Consider the following 20,832-nt stretch of genomic DNA (forward strand, 5'->3'; position numbering starts at 1 on the left):
CTCAGCTGTAGCTAAGAGGCTGCGGCTTCTGCGCCGCGTGGGGGTGATCGGGACCGGCGTAGACCTTGAGCTTGGTGAGGAGCTCGCGCCCGAGCACGTTCTTCGGGAGCATGCCCTTCACGGCCTTCTGGATGGGGAGCTCCGGCTTGCGCTCGAGCAGGTGACCGTACGACTCGGAACGGAAGCCGCCCGGCTCGCCGCTGTGCCGCACGTAGTTCTTCTGCTGGAGCTTGCGACCCGTCAGAAGGACCTTCTTGGCGTTCACGACGATCACGAAGTCGCCGGTGTCGACGTGCGGCGTGAACGTGGGCTTGGTCTTGCCGCGCAGCACCATGGCGATGCGGCTGGCAAGGCGGCCGAGGGGCTTGCCTTCCGCGTCGATCACCCACCACGTGCGCTCGTTGCGGGCCTCCGCAGGCTTGGCGGAAAAGGACTTGGGCTGAGGATTCATTGGGCGAAAAACTCCGGAAGGACGCCTGCCAAAAAGGGGCGCCACTTGTACAAGGCGGCCCTCCGCCTGTCAAGCGTCTCTGGTTTCTGATGGACCATCGTCCCGCCGGGGAGGTTGGTCAAGCGCGCCGGTCCGCAACCTGGCGCCGGTCTCGTTCGCTTGGTTCGCGTAGTTTCGCAGCGCTCTGCCGCTCTGCTCGCCGCTCGGGGCATACCGCAGCCTCAGCCGCATCGCCGGCCGAGGAAGCGGCGACCCCGTGGACCTCGGGTCGAAGCGACGCTCCCAGGGGCCCGGCATCGATCCGGGCCACCTGCGGCAGGGCGCGAACGCCGCTGGCAGGCGGGCACATCAAGCGAAGATGTCCTGCGGGCTCCCTTCAGAGGAGCTCACGATCAGGAATCGACGGACTCTTCGGTCCAGCGGAGAGGGCGGGATTCGAACCCGCGGTACGTTGCCGTACACACGATTTCCAGTCGTGCACCTTCGACCACTCGGTCACCTCTCCCGATACTTCTTCGACGCGCGCCTCGCTTCTGCCGGACCCGCGCCGCTCACGTGGGAGCGGGCGGTCAGAGCCCGTCGGGTTCACCTGGGGCAAGCAGCCAAGCGTAGCGGAGAGAGCGGGATTCGAACCCGCGGTACCCTTGCGGGTACACCTGATTTCGAATCAGGCACCTTCGGCCTCTCGGTCACCTCTCCGCGGGCGAACATGTCAAAGTGGGGGCGGTCGGTCAAGCATCTCCTGACCATCGACCGCTCCGGAGGTGCGCTTTCGCTGTCGAGGCCTCCCCCGCCCCCGCCTCGCGATCGGTCCCGGAGAGGGGCTCGCGCCCGCGCGACGCCGGGCTTTCCGGCGCTCCCGCGGCGGGCGGGGGCTCGCGCGGTGCGCCCTCTCCCTCGGCCCCGAGCGCGGCGCGCGCCGCAGGCGTGCCCGCGCGCGGGAGCCGGATGACGAAGCGCGCGCCCCCGAGCGGCGACTCGAGCACGCCGATGGTGCCGCCGTGGTCGACGACGATCTTCTTCACGATGCTCAGGCCGAGCCCGGTGCCGTCGTACCGCGTCGTGACGTACGGATCGAACACCGAGTCTCGCACGGCGGGATCGATGCCCGGGCCGTCGTCGTCGACCGCGATGATGTAGCTCTGCCCCTCGCTCCGCGCCGAGACGCGGACCTTGCCCCACAGGCCAGCGCCCGCGCGCTCCGCCGCGGCGCCGCCCGGCGCGGTCCGCTGCGCGTCGCGCAGCGCCTGCGCCGCGTTGCGCACGATGTTGCCGAGCGCGCGCCGGAGCATCTCCCGATCGAGCGCGGCCGGCATCGGGGCGTCCGGCACGTCGAACTCGAGATCGACGCGCCCGAGCAGCGCCTCGTCCGACGCGTGCTCGCGCCCGGCCTCCTCGACCGCCGCGAAGCGCTTGCCCTGCTCGCGCAGGAACTCCGCGAGATCCGAGGGCTCGAGCTCCGCCTGCGGCAGCCGCGCGAAGCTCGAGAACTCGCCGACGAGACGGCGCAGCGTGCCGACCTCCTCCTCGACGACCTCGAGCGTCGTCTGGAGCAGGCGCTGATAGGCCGGGTCGCTGCCCGAGTACCGGCGGTGGCACTCCTCGACGGCGAGCTGGATGGGGGTCAGCGGGTTCTTGATCTCGTGCGCGAGGTGCCGCGCCATCTTCTGCCACTCGCCCATCCGCTTGAGGAACTCGATGCGCGCGCGGCTGCCCTCGAGCTCCTCGAGCATGCGATCGAAGGCGCGGCCGAGATCGGCGACCTCGTCGTTGCCCTGCAGCGCCACGCGCACCGAGAGATCGCCCTCCGCGACGGGCCGGGTCGCCGCGGCGAGGCGCGCGATGCGATCGACCACGGGGCGGGCCACGAGCACGCCGGCGAGGACGGCGAGGACGATCGTCGCGCCGAGCAGCGCGGCGAAGGCGTCGCCGTAGCTCTCGTCCAGGTACTCCTTCCGGTGCTCCCGCTCGATCGCGCGGTACGCCTGCGCGAACGCCTGCGCCGACTCGAGCTCGTCGAAGCGGGCGCTCGGCGTGGCGAACGTCGCGACGAGGGTCCGCGCGTCGACGTCGCCGTCGCACGCGCCGTCGTCGGGCGCGGGCTCGGCGGTCGCGACGGGGGCGCCGGGCGCGCGCTCGATCGGCTTGCGGACCGTGAGCGTCTTCTCGCGCGCCGGATCGACCGGGCGGCCGCGCTCGCGCGCGCCGGCGACCTCTCCCCCGCAGCGCTCGACGCGCAGCGAGACCAGCGCGGGGTGGGCCGCGACGACGCGCGCGAGCTCGGCGTCGAGGCGCCGCGGGTCGCCGGCGAAGGCGCTCTGGCGCAGCGGGTCCGCCGCGGCGATCGCGTCGGCCTCGAAGCGCATGCCCTGCTTGATGGCGGCGGCGAGCTCCGCGTACACGCCGAGCGCCCGATCGAGGTGGACGCCGAACTCGGGCTGGAACGCGGTCGCCGACACCCGCGCGATCACCGTCCTGGCGACGACGATGCTCGCGACGAGCGGGATCAGCGCGGTCACGAGGATGGCCGCGACGACCCGCCGCTCTGTTCTGCCGGGGATGCGCATGCGCGCAGCATAGCCGCGGCCCGGATCGGGCGCGCGGACGCGGGCTCGCCGGCTGATCCGGTCGCGCCCGTGAAGATCAGGAGGGCCGCTCGCCACGCCGGAGCAGCCCTCCCACGGGAGGCGCCGCTACTCGACGGTGACCGTCTTCGCGAGGTTGCGCGGCTGGTCGACGTCGTTGCCCTTCAGGTTGGCGACGTAATAGGCGATGAGCTGGAGCGGGAGCACCGTGAGGAGCGGCCCCACCTCGTCCGGCACCTTGGGGATCCAGACGTGGTGCTGCGCGATCTCCAGGATCGACTCGTCGCCCTTCGTGGCGATCGCGACGACCTGCCCCTCGCGCGCCCGGACCTCCTGCAGGTTGGAGAAGGTCTTGTCGTAGTGCGCGTCGCGCGGGCAGACGACGATCACGGGGAGGTTCTCGTCGATGAGGGCGATCGGCCCGTGCTTCATCTCGCCAGCCGCGTAGCCCTCGGCGTGGGCGTACGAGATCTCCTTGAGCTTGAGCGCGCCCTCGAGCGCGATGGGGAAGCCGAGGCCGCGCCCGAGGAAGAGGACGTCCTTCGCGTGCACGAGGCGCTTCGCGATCGCATGCACGTAGTCGGCGTCGCCGAGCACCTCGCGCATGTGGCTCGGGATCTCCCAGAGGGCCTGGAGGATCTCGCGCCCGCGATCCGCCGAGAGCGCGTCGCGGCGGCGGCCGAGGTAGACCGCGAGCAGGAGCAGCGCGGCGAGCTGCGTGGTGAACGCCTTGGTCGAGGCGACGCCGATCTCGGGGCCCGCGTGCGTGTAGAGGGCGCCGTCGGAGAGGCGCGGGATCGCGCTGTCGAGCACGTTGCAGAGCGCCAGCACCTTGGCGCCCTGCGCCTTCGCCGCCTTGAGGGCCGCGATCGTGTCGGCGGTCTCGCCCGACTGGCTGATGGCGATCACGAGGTCGTCGGGGAAGAAGATCGGCTCGCGGTAGCGCACCTCGCTCGCGAGCTCGACCACCGTGGGGACGCGGGCGATCTGCTCGATCCAGTAGCGCCCGGCGATCCCGGCGTGGTGGCTCGTGCCGCAGGCGACGATGTAGACGCGGCGCAGCTCCTTCGCGAACTCGGGCGTGACCCCGATCTCGGTCGCGTGCACGTCGCCGGCGGCGAGATCGATCCTGCCGCGCAGCGTCGCCTCGACGACGTCAGGCTGCTCGTGGATCTCCTTCAGCATGAAGTGCTTGTAACCGCCGCGCTCCGCCTGGACGGGGCTCCAATCGATGCGCTTCACGCGCCGCTCGACCTTGTCGCTGCTGGCCACGGTCTCGATGCGGACGCCGCTCGCGCGCAGCTCGGCGATGTCGCCGTCCTCGAGGAAGATCATGTCGCGGGTGTGCGAGAGGAGCGCCGGGATGTCGCTGCCGCACAGCATCTCGTCCTCGCCGGTGCCGACGACGAGCGGCGAGCCGTAGCGGGCGACGACGATGACGCCGGGCTCGTCGCGCGAGACGACCGCGATCGCGTAGGCGCCGTGGACCTGCCGGAGCGACCCGCGCACCGCCTCGAAGAGCGACTTCGCGCCCTTCTGGAGCTCGCGGTGGACGAGGTGAGCGACGATCTCGGTGTCCGTGTCGGAGAGGAACTTGACCCCCTGGCCCTCGAGCTGCTGCCGGATGGCGACGTGGTTCTCGATGATGCCGTTGTGAACGACGGCGACCGGGCCCGCGGAGTGCGGGTGGGCGTTCACCTCGCTGGGGCGGCCGTGCGTCGCCCATCGCGTGTGGCCGATGCCGGTGGTGCCGTCGAGCGTCCGCTTCTCGAGCGCCTCGCTGAGCTTGACCAGCTTGCCGAGCGTCCGGACGATCTCGATGCCCTTGCCGTCATGAATGGCGATGCCGGCCGAGTCGTAGCCCCGGTACTCCAGCTTGCGCAGCCCTTCGACGATGATCGGCGCCGCCTTTTTTGACCCAACGTATCCGACGATCCCGCACATGCTCGCCTCGTTCAGGTAATGCCCGCGCGCGCCACCGCGTGCTGCGGAACAGCTCACGTTACTCCTGGTACTGAGAGCTGGCAGAAAAAACTGAGCTCCCTGACAAGGAACGTCGCGTCGACCGCGCGAAGGTCACAGCGAGGACGAATGCGCTCGATGCCGTGATCGAGGCGACGCCGAACGTCAGGGAGCCGCCCCCGCGCTTGTAGAGCTCGCCCCACACGAGCATCCCGATGACGGACCCCGCCCCGGCGCTGGCGGAGAAGAGCCCCTGCGCCGTGGCGAGGATCTGCGGGTGAGCGCGATCCCTCGTGTACGCGAGCGAGGCGACCCACATCATCGCGAACGAGACGGCGTGGAGCGGCTGGATGGCGAGCAGGGCGGGCCACCACCGCACGCTCGAGAGCAGCGCCCACCGGAGCGCGGCGCCGGCGAAGGCGACCGCGAGCAGCGTCGGCGGCGCGAACCGCTGGAGCAGGGGGCCGGAGAACGCCATCAGCGCGATCTCGCCGGCGACGCCCACGGCCCACGCGACGCCCACCAGCGACTCGGGGAAGCCGACGTCGCGCAGGTGCAGCGTGTAGCAGAGGTCATAGGAAGAGTTCGCGCTCTGGGCCAGGAACGACGCCGCGAGGAACAGTCGGAAGTCGCGGCTCCGGAGGAGGGCGCGGGCGCGATGCTGCACGGAATCCTCAGCGGCCGGCGCGCTCGCCGCGTCTGCGGCCTCGCGCGCGCCGCGCTGCTGGCGGGGCCGCTGGAAGGGGGCCTCGTCGCCCGCCGGCAGCGTCCATGAGACGGCGAACGCGGCGAGCAGCGCGGCGGTCATCGTGGCGGGGAACGCCGCCGGCCGCGCCGTGTCGATGAGCGCCCCGCCGACGATCGCCATCAGCGCGAAGCTGATCGACCCCCAGAGCCTGAGCCTGCCGTAGGCGATCCCGGAGCTCAGCGACGTCTCGATGGCGACCACGTCGGCCATCGTGAACATCGGCGCTCGGAAGAACGCGAACGCGAGCGCCGCGACGAAGAGGCCGCCAAAGCCGAGCGCGACGCCCAGCGCCGACGAGAGGGCGAGCAGCGCGAACGCGACGAGAGCGCCGGCGCAGGCCGCGCGGATCAGCCATACCCGCACGCCGAGCGAGTCGGCGATGAAGCCGAACACCGGCGGGGCGATGAGGCCCATCGCGGGGAGCGTCGCCGCGATCGCCCCCATGGCGAGGCCCCGGACCTCCTGCGCCTGTAGCCAGCTCGGGAAGAGCGGCAGGTACACGCCGAGGACGGCGAAGATGCCGAAGTAGTAGAGCGAGATCGCCCGCGGAGATGGTTTGAGCTGCAAAGGAAGAGACGATGGCATCGGCGGTGAGCTGACGCGCCCCGAGCGCGAGGTCCGGCCAGCGTGACGGTCTCTGACCCTCGCGCGACGTACAGGCAAGCTCCCCCGCTCACGGAGCCGGACCGCTCGCGCTGCTCGGGCAGGCGCGGCGCGGCCTGGTGATCGGCAAGCCGCTCGGGATCATCGTCGCATCACGGTGACGACCGACAGGGCGGAGGGGTCAACCGGTACGGAGGACCACGAGACGCGCGGCGAAGCGCGCCGCGGAGCGGCGGCGCACCAATGAAAACGGCGGCGCCTCTGGGGAGAGGCGCCGCCGCATCAACGTCGACCTACCTGGCTGAGCTCAGTACCGATCGCCGCCGCGACCGCCACGGCCGCCGCCGCGACCACCGCCGCCGCCGCCGCCGCCGTAACCGCCGCCGCCACCGCCGCGGCCGCCGCGACCACCGCCGCCGCCGCCGCCGCCGTAACCGCCGCCGCCGCCGCCGCCGTAACCGCCGCCGCCACCACCACCGCCGCGCTGGACCCGCTCCTCCGCCTCGTTCACGCGAAGCGGACGGCCGTCCATCATGGCGCCGTTCATCTGCTCGATCGCCTGCTGGGCCTGCTCAGGCGTGCCCATCGTGACGAACCCGAAACCCCGCGACTGCCCGCTCTCGCGGTCGGTCACGATGTGCACATCCGTCACCTCGCCGCTCTGGGCGAACGCAGCCTGCACGGAGGCCTTGGTGGCGGAGAAGGGGAGATTACCAACGTAGAGGCGAGTACCCATGACACTGATTCACTTCACGGCTCTGCGAGATGTCAGCTTCGGTGCCGAACAATTGCCCTGCCGCCCCGATGGAGCCGTGGGGGATCGAGGGAGGGCGGCGCCGGGGAGGAGCCCCCGATGCGCCACACGTTGCGTCGTCCAGTCCGCGATCAATCCGCGATCCCCGAGAAGAGAAGCGTCGTGTCGAGTGCCAGTGACGTTCGTGACCAGCCGATAGTAACCAAATGTCCCCTCGGCGCAAGCGCTCGAAGCAGGCCCCATCGTCGCGCCGCCCGCCCGGACGTCCGGAACAGTGCGATGCGGTCGCGTCCGTCATGGCCGCCGCGTCCGCCCTGTCCGTCGCCTCGGGTTGCACGTAGGATCGCGTCAGCGCCTGGAAGAGCGGCGAAACGTGGCGCCGAGATCCCAGCCCTCACCGCTCACGCCGCGCGCGAGCGCGATGTCCGGCATCACGCCGCCCGCGATCCTGACCTCGGCGACCACGCCGAGGCGGAGCGTCGCGGTGAGCGAGCGCGGCGCGGCGCTGGGCGCGAGCCGGGGCGGGTGCCGGGCGAGGTCGAGGGCACGGCCGCGGTTGTCGGCGGTCGCGAGCGCGAGCAGCGCGTTGAGGGGGCCCGGGCCGAGCGGGCGCACCAGCTCGATCGCGAGCGTCGCCTTGCCCCGGGCGCGGCGGCGCCCGAGCTCCGCCCGCGAGACGGGCTCGGCCGTGACCTCATGCCCGGGCCGGGAGAGGATCGGCGCGACCGCCTCGGCGACCTCGACGAGGTGCGCGGCAGACTCATCCACGAGGAGCTCCGCCGGAGGACCGCCCCACGCGGGATCGCCGTGCGCCTTCGGGAGGCCGACCAGGCCGAGGTGCGCGAGGCGCTCGGGCGGCAGCGCGTCGACGAGCCGCTGCGCGACGCCGGGCTGGCCGAAGAGCCCGGCGTCGGGGCCCGTGGTGAGCACGATCCACCCGGCGACGCCCAGATCGAAGCGGACGGCGCCGCGGCGGTTCGTGTGAAGCCCGGCGCCGAGCCAGCCGAGGTCGTCGCGCTCGGCCTCGAACGCGCGCAGCGAGGTCGTGAGATCCTCGGAGCGGATCACCTCGATGGCGTCGAGGAAGGCGGCGCCGCGCGCGGCGACGTCGTTGCGCGTGAGCGTGATCTGCCGCGGGCCGAGGTCGGCCCGGAACGCGCCGGTGCCGTCCGGGGCCGCGGGGTCGAAGCTGCGCGGCAGGAGCGCGACCATCGGCGACGCGAGCGCGCGGGCGACGCGGCCGGGGTCGGCGCGCGGGAACACGGCGGCGAGCGGGTCCTTCGGGTGGCGCTCGGGCCTCGGGACGTCGGCGAGCGCCGCGGCCGCGCCGTGAGCGCGGGCGCGCTCGACGGAGCTCACGATGTCGCGCCCGTCGAGCTTGAGCAGCCGCGCGGTGCGCAGGCCCTCGCGCAGGCGCACGACCGCGGCGTCCCCCTCGCGAGACGGCAGCGCGGACGCGAGCGTCGGGTACGGGTTCCCGGACGCGTCGGCCCCGTAGAGGCTGTCGGCGATCGCCGGCGCGAACAGCGCAGCGGCCGGGTCGCTCAGGTCGTGCGGGTCGAGCGAGCTCGTCGGCCACGGCAGGTGCATCGAGATGCGGCCGCCGAGCGGCGTGCGCCCCATGGCGAGGGCGCGGTCCGGGAGGGCCGCCGCGCCCAGCAGCGCGCCGGCGCCGCCGAGGAAGGCGCGGCGCGGGAGCGACCGGCTCACCGCACCACCCAGATCTCGTCGGCCGTCGCGACGGCGAACGGGGCGCGCCCGGGGCCGTCGGGCGGGCAGACCGCGAGCGCGCGCACCCCCGCCGGCGCCGGCAGGCGCAGGATCTCCTGGAGCGCCGCGCGATCCGGGGCGCCCTCGCGGCGCCGCCACGACCAGACAACGACGGCGTCCTCGAGCGGGTCGAGCGCGTCGAGGGCGGCGAGCAGCTCGGGCTCGCCGTCCTGATCGAGATCGCCGAGCGCGAGCTGCGCCCCGGCGCTGCCCACGACCCTGCGACGGCCCGCGCTGTCCCGGAGCTCGACCGCGCCGCGCTCGCGCGTCGCCCAGACCGTGAACGGCTCGCCCCGCGCGGACAGCAGCCTCGCCGACGCGAGCGCGTCGTACCGGCCTTCAAGCGCCGCGGTCGCCGGCGGCGGATCCGCCGGGGCGCACGGTCCGAGCGGGCCGGTGAGGAGCGGGCCCCACGTGGTCGTGCAGGCCGAGCCGCCCGCGTCCGGGACCGCGAGCCCGGGGAGCTCGGCGACCGCCTGGAGCTTGCCGTCGAAGCGGACGCTGCGCGCGCGATCGGTGAGCCCGACGTCGGCGAACGGCGGCAGGAGCTCGCCGTCGCGCTCGCGCTCGACGAGCGTGGCGAACGCGAGCGGCTCGCGCAGCGGCGACGGGTGCACGGCGACGACGTCCGGCCACGAGCGCGACGAGAGCGGCACGGCGCGGCCGCCGCGCAGGCGGAGCGTCGTCACGCGCCGGCGGCTCACGCTCAGGATCTCGAGCGAGCCGTCGGCGTCGAGATCGCCGCACGCGAGGGCGACCACGTCGCCCTCGAAGTTCTTCGCGCGGTCGACCCTGGCGGCGACGAGCGGGACCGGCGCGAGGAAGCTGCGGATCTCCGCGTCGAGGGGCGCCTCGGCGTAGGCGTGGGCGATGGGCCCCGGCTCCGGATCGCGGATGCGCGCCCAGACGGTGCGCGGCACCGGGTACACGTCGGCGGTGACGCGCAGCCGCCCCGCCGCGATCTCTACGGTGAGGTGGATGAGCGCCGCGCCGTCGCGCGCGGCCTCGCGCGCGAGCGGCAGCGGGATCGGGTCCTTCTGCGCCCGCGCGCCCTCGCCGAGCTTGCCCGCGAGCTGGGCGGCGAGCGACGCCGCGAGCTGGGCGCCGCGCGGCGCCGGCGCGTCGGAGACGAGCGGCGCGGCGGCGACGAGCGCGCGGCCGGCCACGGGGCCGAGCGAGCGCGCGAGCGCGTCCACGGCGCGGGCGACGGCCGGGCGCGGCGGCGCCGCAGGGCGCGCCTGCGCAGCCGCGGGGCGCTGCGGCGCGGCGGGCGACGGCTGGGCCGCGGCCGGGCGCGCGAGCGCGAGGAGAGCGAGGAGGAGGAGGCGCCGGGGCGACAACGCCGTGATGTTACGCGCGTCGGTGGCCCCGGGGCCAGAGCCGCAGCCCCGCCGGCACCACGAGGAGCGCGACCACGAGGCCGACCGCGCTGCCGAGCGCGCCGACGCGGCCGAGATCGCGGAGGCCGTCGAACCTGCAGAAGGCGAGCGCGGAGAAGCCCGCGGCCGTTGTCAGGGCGGTGGCGGCGATGGCCGGCCCCTCGTGGCGCAGCGTCTCGCGGATCACCGCGTCGCCGCCGCCCGCCGCCTCGATGTCGCGGGCGCGGTGGAGCAGGAACATGCCCTCGTCCACGGTGATCCCGAGCAGCACCGGGATGACGAGCGCGTCGTACGCGTGCAGGGGGATGCCGAGCGCCCGGATCAGCAGGAGGACGAGGGAGATCTCGGACGCGACGACGAGCGCGGCCAGCGCGATGTCGCGCGCGCTCCGGAGCGAGGCCGAGAGCGCCAGCAGCACGAGCCCCCCGGCGACGATCGCGATCCGCGGCATGTCGTGCGCGAGCGTCTCGCGGAGCGACGCCTCGAGCCGGGTGTAGCCGGTGAGCATGGCCCTCGGATCCTCCTCGCGGATGGCGCGCTCGATCCGCTCGACCGAGCCGGTGTCGCGCGGCCGAACGTACAGCGCGACGAGCGCCTCGCCCGCGTCCTGCCCGAGGTAGCGCGAGAGCAGGATCGACGCGGGGCCGCGGTCGAGATCGGCGAGCGTCACCTCCTGACGCGGCGGCGCGCGCATCCCGTCGAGCACCGCCGAGAAGCGCTCGGGGGCGAAGCCCGTGTCGCGGAGCGCCCGCGCGAGCTCGTCGGCCTTCCCGGGCAGGTCGAGCGCGTCGCGCGCGGCGAACCGCGCGGCCTGGGTCGAGGCGGCGGGCGCGAGCGCGGTGAGCGCGTCGACGGCCTCCACGTCGGCCTTCATCGACGCGAGGCGCTCCGCGATCCGGTCGGCCCTCGCGCGGGCGCGCTCCTGCTCGCCGTCCGCGAGGAGCACCACCCATTGCCCGCGCCGCCCGCCGAAGGCGTCGAAGATCGCCTGCTGGACCTGGAGCGGCTCGAGCGCGGCGGGCCGGATCGCGACGATCGCCTCGGCGAGCGGCGGCGCCGCGCCGAGCGCCACGGCCGCGACGGGGAGCGCCGCGACCGCCGCGACCGCGAGCGCGCGGCCCCGCGTCCGGGTGAGCCGGTGGAGGCCGTCGGGCCAGCGCGCCGGCGCCTCGGGCGGCGGCGCGCCCCGCTCGAGCCAGGCGCCGACGGCGGGCGTCACGACGACGATCGCGATCGCCGTGAGCACCTCGCCCGCGGCGCACAGGAGCCCGAGCTGCCGGAGCGCGTTGATGTCCGACAGCGCGAGGGCGCCGAACGCCGCGGCCGCGGTGACCGCGGCGACGAGCACCGCGCGCGAGGTCCGCGCCCGCGCTGCGCGCGCGGCCGCCTCGGGATCGAGGCCCTCGCGCCGCGCCTCGAGCAGCGCGGCGTAGACGTGGACGCCGGTGTCGACGCCGACGCCGACGACCACGGACATGAAGGCGACAGCGATCGCGCTGAGCCCGCCCGGGAGCGCCGTCGCGAGCCCGGCGGTCCAGACGGTGCCGAGCACGAGCGGCGGCATCACCGCGGCGAGCGCGCGCAGGCGGCGGAAGAGCAGCGCGAACACGGCGGAGGCGAGCAGCATCGAGAGCGAGCCCGAGACGGCGAGGTCGCGCGTGAGCATCTCCTCGGTGGCCGCGGCGATGGCGTGCCCGCCGGTGAGCCCGAGCGTGATGTCCGGGTGCGCCGCGCGGATGGGGGCGAGCGCGGCGTTCGCGTCGGCGACGAACGCGCGCGCGTCGGCGCCGCGGAGCGCCTGGCCGGCCGGCTGCACGAGGACGAGGTGCACCTTGCCGTCGTCCGTCGCGAAGGCGCCGTCCGCCTGCGTGCGCACCCCGGAGCCGATGTCCGCGGACTCGAAGACGAGCTGCGAGAGCCGCAGCGGATCGGCCGCGATCGTCTCGGCCGCGGCGCCGCCGCCCGGCGCGAGCAGCATGGCGCGCGTCTCGGCGAGGCGCTCCCGCATGCCCTCGGGCGTGAGCGCCGCGGCGAGGCGCTCTCGCACGCGCGCGTCCGCGTGGCGGAAGGCGAGCCACGGATCGAGCGCGCGCGAGACGTCGATCCGGTCGGCGGCGCGCTGCACGGTCGGGCGCGCCGCGAGGGCCCGCGCGATCTCCGCGGCCACGGCGGCGTTCTCGTCGGGGTCGTCGCCCTTGACCATCACGACGCCGAGGTCGCCGCCCCCGAACCCGCGCACGTACCGGCGCAGCGCCGCGGCGTCCCCGCGCTCGGGCAGCAGCGAGGCGACGTTCGGCTCGAGCTTCAGCCGCAGCGTCACGGCGGCGAAGGCGGCGATCGTCAGCGCCGCGAGGGCGAGCGCGACGACGAGGCGGAGCGGCCGGCGCGGAGCGTCTGCGCGGGCCGGCGGGGGCGGAGGGGGCGCTGCCATGGCGAGGCCGGGCGGGACCGGCGCCGCACCTCTACCCTCACCCTCGCCTCGCCGCGAGGGCCTCCACGCGGGCCGCGGTCCCGGGCCGGCGGCCCTTGCGCCCGCGGGGGCGCTGGTTCATCCCCGGCGGCATGGAGCTCCCCCCGATCGTCCTCGCAGGCAGAGCCGTCCTGCGGAAGCCCGCCGCGCCCGTCCCGCCCGAGGAGATCGGGACGAGGCAGCTCAAGCACCTCATCTCGACGATGGTCTCCGTCATGCGCAAGGCGCCCGGCGTGGGGCTCGCTGCGCCGCAGATCGGCGTCGGCCAGCAGATCATCGTGCTCGAGGACAGCGAGGAGCTGATGTCCCGCCTCACGCCGGGCCAGCGCGCCGAGCGCGGCCGCGCGCCCTTCCCGCTCAAGGTGATCATCAACCCGACGCTGAAGGTCCTCGCGCCGCCGCCCCCGGGCGCGGCCAGCGCGGGGCGGGCAACGTTCTTCGAGGGCTGCCTCAGCGTCCCCGGCTACATGGCGCTTGTCGAGCGCGATCTCTCGGTCGAGGTGAGCGGCGTGGACGAGGAGGGCAAGGAGGTCCGCTGGGAGGCGACCGGCTGGCCCGCCCGGATCCTCCAGCATGAGGTGGATCACCTCCGCGGCACGCTGTACGTCGATCGGATGATCGCGCGCTCCTTCTGCAGCAACGAGGAGGCGCCGGCGCTGCTCAGCCAGTCCGTCGCCGAGGTGCGGGCCGCGCTCGGCGCTTGACGGAGGCGCGGCGCGGCGACGGGCGATCGCGCGCGACCTGGTGACGCGCGCTCACGGAGCGGGCGAGCCGCCGCTGCCTGCGCCCCGCCCGGCGAGCGCTTCCACGATCCGCTCCATCCTGATCCCGCGCGAGCCCTTCACGAGCACCAGATCGCCCCGCTCGACGACCTCGATCGCGCGGGCCGCGGCGGCGCCCGCATCGCCGGCGAACCACGCCGGCACGCCTGCCGCCTCGGCGGCGCGCGCGATCCGCGACGCCTCGCCGCCGACGGCGATCAGCGCGGCGGGGCGCGCGGCCCCGACCTGCGCGCCGAGCGCGTCGTGCTCCGCCGCCGCGAGCGCGCCGAGCTCGCGCATCTCGCCGAGCAGCAGGACCAGCCGCTTCCCGAGCGCGCCGGCCAGCTCCACGGCTGTCTTGAGCGACGATCGCATGGACAGCGGGTTGGCGTTGTAGCTGTCGTCGATGATCACGGTGCCGTCCGGCAGCTCGCGGACGGACAGGCGCCCGTCCCCCGGCGGCATGAGCCCCGCGGCGGCCCGGGCTGCCCGCTCCGCCGAGAGCCGCTCCCCGAGCGCCTCTTCCACCGCGGCGACCGCGGCCGCCGCGGCCAGCGCGCCCGCCTCTCCGAGCAGCGGGACGACGATCTCCAGCGGCTCGCCTCCCCGCTCGAGCCTCACCGCGGTGCCGCGGACCCCGACCGGCCGTCGCGCCGCGATCCGGATCTGCGCGCGCTCGCCGAAGCCGTAGGTGATCCGCCGCGCGGCGCCGGCGCGGGCGAGCTGCTCGACCACCATCGCGTCGTCGCCGTTCCCGAGGGCGGTCCCCGCGGTCGGCAGGGCGGCCAGCAGATCGCCCTCCTCTGCAGCGACGTCCTGCAGGGTGCCGAGCCCCTCGGTGTGCTCGACGCCGATCGACGTGAGCACGGCGAGGTCGGGCCCCGCGATCCGCGCGAGGGCCGCGACCTCGCCGCGCTGGTTCGTGCCGATCTCGACGACGGCGAAGCGGTGGCGCTCCTCGAGCCCGAGCAATGTCATCGGCAGGCCGATGGCGTTGTTGAGGTTGCCCGTGGTCGCGTGCACGTCGCCGCGGCCCGCGCCCGCGAGCAGCGCCGCGATGGTCCGCGTCGTGGTCGTCTTGCCGGCAGAGCCGCCGATCGCGACGATCGCGCGCGGCCCGTCGGGGTGGGCGCCCCTCCGCCACCGCTCGCGGTGCGCCCTGGCCAGCGCCCCGAGGGCAGCGAGCCCGTCCTCCACGAGCACCACGCCTCCTTCTGACGGCACGGAGACCTCGCGGGAGACGACGAACGCAGCCGCCCCTCGCTGCGCCGCGGCGCCGAGGAACCGGTGGCCGTCGAAGCTCTCACCGGCGAGCGCGACGAACGCGGCTCCGGGCGCGATCGTGCGGCTGTCGGTCGAGATGCCCCGCGCGGCCGGCCCGGCTCGCAGCACGCGCCCGCCGGTCGCGCGCGCCAGCTCGTCGAGGGTGAAGGGGGCGAGGTTCTGCGGGATGGGCGTCGCCATGGCGGGCGATCACCAGCATGGAACGGGGCGCAGGGCCAACGAATCGCCTGCGGCGCGCGCTGTCAGCGCCGCGGCTTCTCCTTCTCGACCTCGTCGTAGATGTCCTCGGTCTTCGGCCGCGGGCGCGCGGCCGGGCGCGGCGCGGCGGTCGCGCTGGGGGCTGCCGGCTCGCTCACGACCGGCGCGGACGCCGTCTCGGCGGTCGACGGAGGAGGCTCGGTGTAGTCGATCGAGATGGGCCCTCCGCCGCCCATGCTCTGCCACACGGTGATGCCGACGAGCGCCAGCAGGGCGACGGCCAGGATGACGCTGAGCGCGATGATGAGCGTCCTGCCGCCCTCGCGCCGCGGCGCCGTGACGGCCGCGGGCTTCTGCGGCTCCGGGCGCTCCTGTACGAAGTTCGACGGGAGCACCGGCATCTCGAGCCGCGCCGACGTGGTGGCCCAGGGGCTCTCGGCGGCCATGGCTGCGCCGTCCCACCCGCCGGCGGCCGCCTGGGGCGCGCTGTGCGCCGCCGCGCCGTCCCACCTGCCACCCGCCTGAGGCGCGCCGTGCGCCGCAGCGTTGTCCCACCTGCCACCCATCTGCGGCGGGCTGTGAGCCGCAGCGCTGGGCGCTGCGCTCATGGTGGACGAAGGCGCAACGGCGGATGGCGGGCCTGCCTGTTCCAGCACGCCGGCGTGCATCGACGCCATGGGCGGACGCGCAGGCTCTGACAGAGGGGGACCGCCAGCGGAGCCGTAGCCGGGACCTCCGAACGCCGGCGGAGGTGCCGGTGGAGGCGGCTGCGCCGCGTTCGCGCCCATCCGCTCCGTTGTCGGCGCCGGCATGAAGGACATCTGGCTCGGGGGCGCTGGATCCGACGGTGGCGGCGCCGAGACGAACGGGAGCGCGCTCGGAGAGAAGACGCCGCTGGCAGACAGCACGTCCTGCTGCGAGACGAGCCCGGGCGGGAGGGTCCCGCCGCGCGCGGAGAGGTTCGCGGTCGGCGGCTGCGTGTGTGCGGGGAAAGCAGCCTCGGACGGCGCTGGCGCTGAGAACGCCGGCGCTGACGGCGCCGCTCCCGGGAACGCCGGCGCTGGCGGCGCTGGCACCGGAAGCGGCGTCCCGGATGGGGCTGGCCCGGCGAACCCCGGCGCCGCCCCGGCGAAACCGGGCGCCGGCGGTGCCGGCGCGGAGTATCCGGCCGGGCTGTGCTGCTGAACGTGAGGGCTCAGCGCGTACTGCGCGGCGAGCGGGCGCAAGGCCCCGGGCGCCATGAGCGGCGGCACGGGCAGCGGCCGGAACGGGATCCCCGCGCCTTGCGCGGACAAGATCGGCCGGCCTGGCTGCGCCGCCATCTCACTCTCCGGGGCTCCCCATGGAACGTGTTTGTCGGTCATCCGCGCGCCTCGGAGGAACCGCCCAGCGGACCCCCTGCCTCACACTGAAGCGGAACAGCGGTTTCAATCTACCTCCAAGTCTTGGTGTCCGGCCATCCTTCTGACGCGTCGCCCCGCCCCCTGGGGCTCCGCTGCGCCGGGGCGCTCAGCACGGCGACGACCCAGCCGCCCGTTGCGGACGAAGGCGCAGCGAGCCCCGCGCTCCGGGCTCGCCTCGCAGCGCCGCGATCTCGGACCGCCGCCGCGGCGCGCGCGAGCGTGGACGACGCGAGCGCCGCGCGCCGGCCAGCGAACGCGCGAGACGGCGCGCGCGTCGCCGCGGGTGAGCGCGCGCGGGAACATCGGACGGCAGAGCTCGCACCGAGGCGCTGTCCACGCTTGCCGGGAACTCTCGACATGACCAGGGCGCGCGCCGTGGACGGGCGACGGCGCCCCCGCGGGGAGGCAAGCTCCTGCCGCCGCGGGGCGGCTGTCGACCGCGGCAGCACAGTGCTATGGCTCGTCGCGATATGGCCGCCGAGACGATGGGCCCCCGTACCACCGAACCTTCCTCCAACGAGCCGCGCGAGCCCGCGCGCTACGATCACGCAGAGGTCGAGCCGCGCTGGCAGCGCGCCTGGGAGCAGGGCGAGACGTTCCGCGCCGTCCGCAGCGCGGGCAACGCCCGCGGGAAGCGTTACGTGCTCGACATGTTCCCCTACCCCTCCGGGGCGGGGCTACACGTCGGACACCCCGAGGGGTACACGGCGACCGACATCGTGTCCCGCTACTACCGCATGCGCGGCATCGACGTGCTGCACGTCATGGGCTGGGACGCCTTCGGCCTGCCGGCGGAGCAGCACGCCATCGAGACCGGCACGCACCCGGCCGACACGACGGCGCGGAACATCGCGACCTTCAAGCGCCAGCTCAAGATGCTGGGCTTCAGCTACGACTGGTCTCGCGAGCTGTCCACGACCGATCCGCGCTACGTGCGCTGGACGCAGTGGATCTTCCTCCAGCTCTTCAAGAAAGGCCTCGCTTACCAGGACGAGGTGAGCGTCAACTGGTGCCCGGCGCTCGGCACCGTCCTCGCGAACGAGGAGGTGATCGACGGCAAGAGCGAGCGCGGCTCGCACCCCGTCTACCGGACGCCGCTCCGGCAGTGGATGCTGCGCATCACCGCCTACGCCGACCGCCTGGCGGACGATCTCCGCCTGGTCGACTGGCCCGAAGGGACGCTGGCCATGCAGCGCGCCTGGATCGGCCGCTCGGAGGGCGCGCTCATCACGTTCGAGGTCAAGGGGTGGAGCAAGGGGTCGCTCAGCGTGTTCACGACCCGCCCCGACACGCTGATGGGCGTCACCTACGTCGTGCTCGCGCCCGAGCACCCGCTCACCGCCTGGCTCATGGGCGCCGAGGGCGGCGCGTCCGAGGCGCGCCGCGAGGCGGTGCGCGCCTACGTCGCCGCCGCGACGAGCAAGAGCGATCGCGAGCGGGTCGCCGCGGCCGCGAAGGAGAAGACCGGCGTCGACACGGGCCTCGTCGCGGTCCACCCGATCACCGGCGCCGAGGTGCCGATCTGGGTCGCGGACTACGTGCTCGGCGGCTACGGCACGGGCGCGGTGATGGCGGTGCCCGGTCATGACGAGCGCGACTTCTCCTTCGCCAGGACCTACGAGCTGCCGATCGTCGAGGTCGTGAGCCCCGACGGCGCCCTGCGCGACCAGCTCGAGGCCGCCTACGTCGACCCGGGCGTCGCGGTCCGCAGCGGCGAGTTCGACGGGCTCAAGACCGAGGACTGCAAGCGCGCGGTCATCGCCCGCCTCGAGGCGCTCGGCCGCGGCCGGCGCGAGGTGAACTACAAGCTGCGCGACTGGGTCTTCTCGCGCCAGCGCTACTGGGGCGAGCCGATCCCCATCTACTTCCCCGTCGATCTCGCCGCTCCGAACGGCGACCCCAGGAAGGGCGACGCGCACACGATCCGTTACGATCAGCCGATCGCGGTCGACGAGGCCGACCTGCCGCTCGATCTGCCGCCGCTCGCCGACTTCCGTCCCGGCGACGACCCGGCGGGCCCGCTGGCGCGCGCGGTGGACTGGCGCTTCTTCCAGAAGGACGGCAAGTGGTACGCGCGCGAGACGAACACGATGCCGCAGTGGGCGGGCTCGTGCTGGTACTACCTGCGCTTCCTCGACCCGCACAACGACGCGGAGCCGTTCTCGGAGGCCTCCTACGACGCGTGGATGCCCGTCGACCTCTACGTCGGCGGGGCGGAGCACGCCGTGCTGCACCTCCTCTACGCGCGCTTCTGGCACAAGGTGCTCTACGACCTCGGCCGCGTGAAGCACCCCGAGCCGTTCGTGAAGCTCGTGCATCAGGGGATGATCCTCGGCGAGGACAACGAGAAGATGTCGAAGTCGCGGGGCAACGTGATCAACCCCGACGACATCGTGCGGTCCTACGGCGCCGACGTGCTGCGGCTCTACGAGATGTTCATGGGCCCGCTCGAGGCGGTGAAGCCCTGGCAATCAGGGCAGATCCAGGGGGTGGTCCGGTTCCGGGATCGCGTGTTCGCGACGTGCACGCGGCCGCTCTCGGACGCGATGGACGACGCGACGAGCCGACAGCTCCACCGGACGATCAAGAAGGTGACCGGCGACATCGAGGCGATGGCGTTCAACACCGCGATCTCCGCGATGATGGTCTTCGTGAACCACCTGAGCTCGCTGCCCTCGCCGCCGCGCGAGGCGGTCCTCCGGCTGATCCTCCTCGTGTCGCCCTTCGCCCCGCACCTCGCGGAGGAGCTGTGGCGGCTCACCGGCCACGAGCGTTCGCTGAGCCACGAGCCGTGGCCCACGTACGAAGAGGCGCTCTGCGTCGATGACGTCCTCGAGATCCCGGTGCAGGTGAACGGCAAGGTCCGCGGCCGGGTGATGCTGGCGAAGGCGGCATCGGAGGAGGAGGCCCGCGCCGCCGCGCTCGGCCTGGAGAGCGTGGCGACCTTCTCCGCGGGCAAGCAGGTCAAGAAGTTCATCTACGTCGCCGGGAAGATCGTGAACATCGTGGTCGGCTGACCCTCCTGGCGACGCTCCGGCGCCGCCCGGCGACAACGAGCCTCCGCGGCGCGGCGACGTCCCGAGCGGATGCTCGGCACAGGCGGCGCGGGGGCTCTCTCCCGGAGCGCGACGAGGGCGCGCTCTCCCGCTGCCCCCTCACCGAGGAGCGCCCTGCGCCGTGCGGTCGCCGAGGTCGGGCGCTCGCCGTGCGCGTGAGCCCGCCCGCCGCGTTGCCCGAATGCGTCACCGCAGCGCAGCGGCGTTGCTCCGCGAGCGCGTGAGCTTCCTCGGAAGCGGCTCTCTCCTCCCCTCGAGGAACACGGCGGTGCACAGCCCAGGCTGGCAGGTGGCGTGCAATGGCGGCTGGCGGTGTGCCGGAACAACACCGCGTGGAGCATCCGAGCTGGAGGCCTCCTCGCCGCCGCCGCCGCGCTCGCCGGCTGCGCAGGGGATGCGGAGGAGCCTGGTCTGGACGAGGAAGAGGCGGCGGAGATCGCGCTGGATATCAAGGGAGGGTATCCCGACGCTGGAGATCGCGCGGTCGCCGGGCTGCTCATCACGGATCGACGCGGGCGGGTCTCGCGGACCTGCTCGAGCACGCTGATCGCGCCCAACCTGGTGCTCACGGCGCAGCACTGCATCGCCGAGGCCCCGAAGCTCATCGCTTGCAAGACGGCGACGTTCGGTGAGCCGGTCGATGCCTCGCAGGTCTTCGCCACCCTCGGCAGCGCCCTGTGGGCCGGGGACGCGCCGTGGATCGCCGCCCGCGCGCTGCTCAGCCCACCTGACGGCAACGCCGTGTGCGGGCGCGATCTCGCGCTGGTGGTGCTGTCCTCGCCGGTCCGCGGCAGCGAGGTCACCCCCCTCGCGCCCCGCCTCGGCCGGCCGCCGGAGGAGGGCGAGGTTTACTCGGCGGTGGGCTTCGGCGACACCGAGGGCCGAGCGCGCGACGGCGGCGCCCGCCGGCGCCGCGATGGCCTCCACGTCGAGTGCGTGGGGTACGGATGTGGGACGCAGGAGCGCGTCACGGGGAGCGAGTGGCGCGGAGAGAGCGGCATCTGCAGCGGCGACTCGGGCGGGCCCGCGCTCGACGTCGCGGGGCGGATCATCGGCGTCACGTCGCGCGGGCCGGCCGGCTGCTCCGACCCCATCTACGGAGGGCTGATCGCCCATCGCGACTGGCTCGTCGCGGAGGCGAGGCGCGCCGCGGAGGTCGGCGATTACGATGCGCCCTGGTGGGCCACAGGCGCCGGCGCGGCGGAGCGCTTGCCTTCGCGACGACCGCTCGACGAGCGCTGGCTCTCGTGCGCGCATGGCCCCATCACGGGCGGCGTCGAGGCCGCTCCCGCGCTGCTCGCGATGCTCGCGCTGCTCGCGATGCTCGCGCTGAAGCGCGCCAGGAAGGCCACGCGACCCACGTAGAGCGCGTGGCGGAGCACGATTTCCGCCGGATCACCGCTCCAGC

Annotated in this window: 13 protein-coding genes and 2 tRNA genes; 3 read left to right on the forward strand and 12 right to left on the reverse strand. The window is 74.3% G+C overall.

Annotated elements, in window-relative coordinates; all coding sequences use genetic code 11:
- Position 1: 1 nt before the first annotated feature.
- From rplM to WME76_RS34905, 10 genes are all read right to left on the reverse strand, one after another.
- A complete protein-coding gene (gene rplM / locus WME76_RS34860; protein ID WP_061610066.1) occupies positions 2 to 451 on the reverse strand; it encodes a 50S ribosomal protein L13 in 450 nt (149 codons plus the stop codon).
- A 420-nt stretch (positions 452 to 871) separates the two neighbouring features.
- Positions 872 to 956, reverse strand: a tRNA-Ser gene (locus tag WME76_RS34865).
- A 107-nt stretch (positions 957 to 1,063) separates the two neighbouring features.
- Positions 1,064 to 1,150 (reverse strand) — tRNA-Ser (locus WME76_RS34870).
- Positions 1,151 to 1,182: 32 nt separating this feature from the next.
- Positions 1,183 to 3,018, reverse strand: a complete 1,836-nt coding sequence (locus WME76_RS34875) for a sensor histidine kinase (protein ID WP_437956513.1) — start codon at positions 3,016 to 3,018, stop codon at positions 1,183 to 1,185.
- 126 nt (positions 3,019 to 3,144) lie between these two features.
- Entirely contained in the window at positions 3,145 to 4,980 is a 1,836-nt protein-coding gene (gene glmS / locus WME76_RS34880; protein WP_433929814.1) for a glutamine--fructose-6-phosphate transaminase (isomerizing), read from the reverse strand.
- 58 nt (positions 4,981 to 5,038) lie between these two features.
- On the reverse strand, positions 5,039 to 6,313 hold the full coding sequence (locus WME76_RS34885; protein ID WP_437956514.1) for an MFS transporter: 1,275 nt from the start codon (positions 6,311 to 6,313) through the stop codon (positions 5,039 to 5,041).
- A gap of 343 nt (positions 6,314 to 6,656) precedes the next feature.
- Positions 6,657 to 7,085 (reverse strand): RNA recognition motif domain-containing protein, encoded by a 429-nt coding sequence (locus WME76_RS34890; protein ID WP_437956515.1) that lies wholly within the window; start codon positions 7,083 to 7,085, stop codon positions 6,657 to 6,659.
- A 366-nt stretch (positions 7,086 to 7,451) separates the two neighbouring features.
- A complete protein-coding gene (locus WME76_RS34895; protein ID WP_437956516.1) occupies positions 7,452 to 8,813 on the reverse strand; it encodes a hypothetical protein in 1,362 nt (453 codons plus the stop codon).
- Entirely contained in the window at positions 8,810 to 10,213 is a 1,404-nt protein-coding gene (locus WME76_RS34900; RefSeq protein WP_437956517.1) for a hypothetical protein, read from the reverse strand. Before WME76_RS34900 ends, WME76_RS34895 begins: the two co-directional genes overlap by 4 nt.
- Positions 10,214 to 10,223: 10 nt before the next feature.
- Positions 10,224 to 12,683 carry an MMPL family transporter gene (locus WME76_RS34905; RefSeq protein WP_437956518.1) on the reverse strand — a complete coding sequence of 820 codons (2,460 nt, stop codon included), beginning with the start codon at positions 12,681 to 12,683 and terminating at the stop codon, positions 10,224 to 10,226.
- Between the two features lie 131 nt (positions 12,684 to 12,814).
- On the opposite strand from WME76_RS34905, the gene WME76_RS34910 reads away from it, so the two are divergent.
- Positions 12,815 to 13,426: a peptide deformylase gene (locus WME76_RS34910; protein WP_437956519.1), complete on the forward strand. Its 612-nt coding sequence runs from the start codon at positions 12,815 to 12,817 to the stop codon at positions 13,424 to 13,426.
- Between the two features lie 51 nt (positions 13,427 to 13,477).
- On the opposite strand, the gene WME76_RS34915 is transcribed toward WME76_RS34910, so the two are convergent.
- Both WME76_RS34915 and WME76_RS34920 read right to left on the reverse strand, forming a co-directional pair.
- Entirely contained in the window at positions 13,478 to 14,947 is a 1,470-nt protein-coding gene (locus tag WME76_RS34915; protein ID WP_437956520.1) for a UDP-N-acetylmuramoyl-tripeptide--D-alanyl-D-alanine ligase, read from the reverse strand.
- A gap of 62 nt (positions 14,948 to 15,009) precedes the next feature.
- Positions 15,010 to 15,531: a hypothetical protein gene (locus WME76_RS34920; protein WP_437956521.1), complete on the reverse strand. Its 522-nt coding sequence runs from the start codon at positions 15,529 to 15,531 to the stop codon at positions 15,010 to 15,012.
- A 1,292-nt stretch (positions 15,532 to 16,823) separates the two neighbouring features.
- On the opposite strand from WME76_RS34920, the gene leuS reads away from it, so the two are divergent.
- Together leuS and WME76_RS34930 are read left to right on the forward strand one after the other, a co-directional pair.
- Positions 16,824 to 19,385, forward strand: coding sequence for a leucine--tRNA ligase (gene leuS, locus WME76_RS34925; protein WP_437956522.1), 2,562 nt, complete (start codon positions 16,824 to 16,826; stop codon positions 19,383 to 19,385).
- Between the two features lie 333 nt (positions 19,386 to 19,718).
- A complete protein-coding gene (locus WME76_RS34930) occupies positions 19,719 to 20,789 on the forward strand; it encodes a trypsin-like serine protease (RefSeq protein ID WP_437956523.1) in 1,071 nt (356 codons plus the stop codon).
- The last annotated feature ends 43 nt before the right edge of the window (positions 20,790 to 20,832 follow it).

The sequence above is a fragment of the Sorangium sp. So ce119 genome (assembly GCF_051524405.1).
GTDB lineage: Bacteria > Myxococcota_A > Polyangia > Polyangiales > Polyangiaceae > Sorangium > Sorangium cellulosum_G.

Coding starts and splice junctions, on each gene's coding strand:
- leuS (WP_437956522.1), top strand. CDS start 16,824: ATGGCTCGTCGCGATATGGCCGCCGAGACGATGGGCCCCCGTACCACC.
- WME76_RS34890 (WP_437956515.1), bottom strand. CDS start 7,085: ATGGGTACTCGCCTCTACGTTGGTAATCTCCCCTTCTCCGCCACCAAG.
- WME76_RS34875 (WP_437956513.1), bottom strand. CDS start 3,018: ATGCGCATCCCCGGCAGAACAGAGCGGCGGGTCGTCGCGGCCATCCTC.
- glmS (WP_433929814.1), bottom strand. CDS start 4,980: ATGTGCGGGATCGTCGGATACGTTGGGTCAAAAAAGGCGGCGCCGATC.
- rplM (WP_061610066.1), bottom strand. CDS start 451: ATGAATCCTCAGCCCAAGTCCTTTTCCGCCAAGCCTGCGGAGGCCCGC.
- WME76_RS34905 (WP_437956518.1), bottom strand. CDS start 12,683: ATGGCAGCGCCCCCTCCGCCCCCGCCGGCCCGCGCAGACGCTCCGCGC.
- WME76_RS34920 (WP_437956521.1), bottom strand. CDS start 15,531: ATGGGTGGCAGGTGGGACAACGCTGCGGCGCACGGCGCGCCTCAGGCG.
- WME76_RS34915 (WP_437956520.1), bottom strand. CDS start 14,947: ATGGCGACGCCCATCCCGCAGAACCTCGCCCCCTTCACCCTCGACGAG.
- WME76_RS34910 (WP_437956519.1), top strand. CDS start 12,815: ATGGAGCTCCCCCCGATCGTCCTCGCAGGCAGAGCCGTCCTGCGGAAG.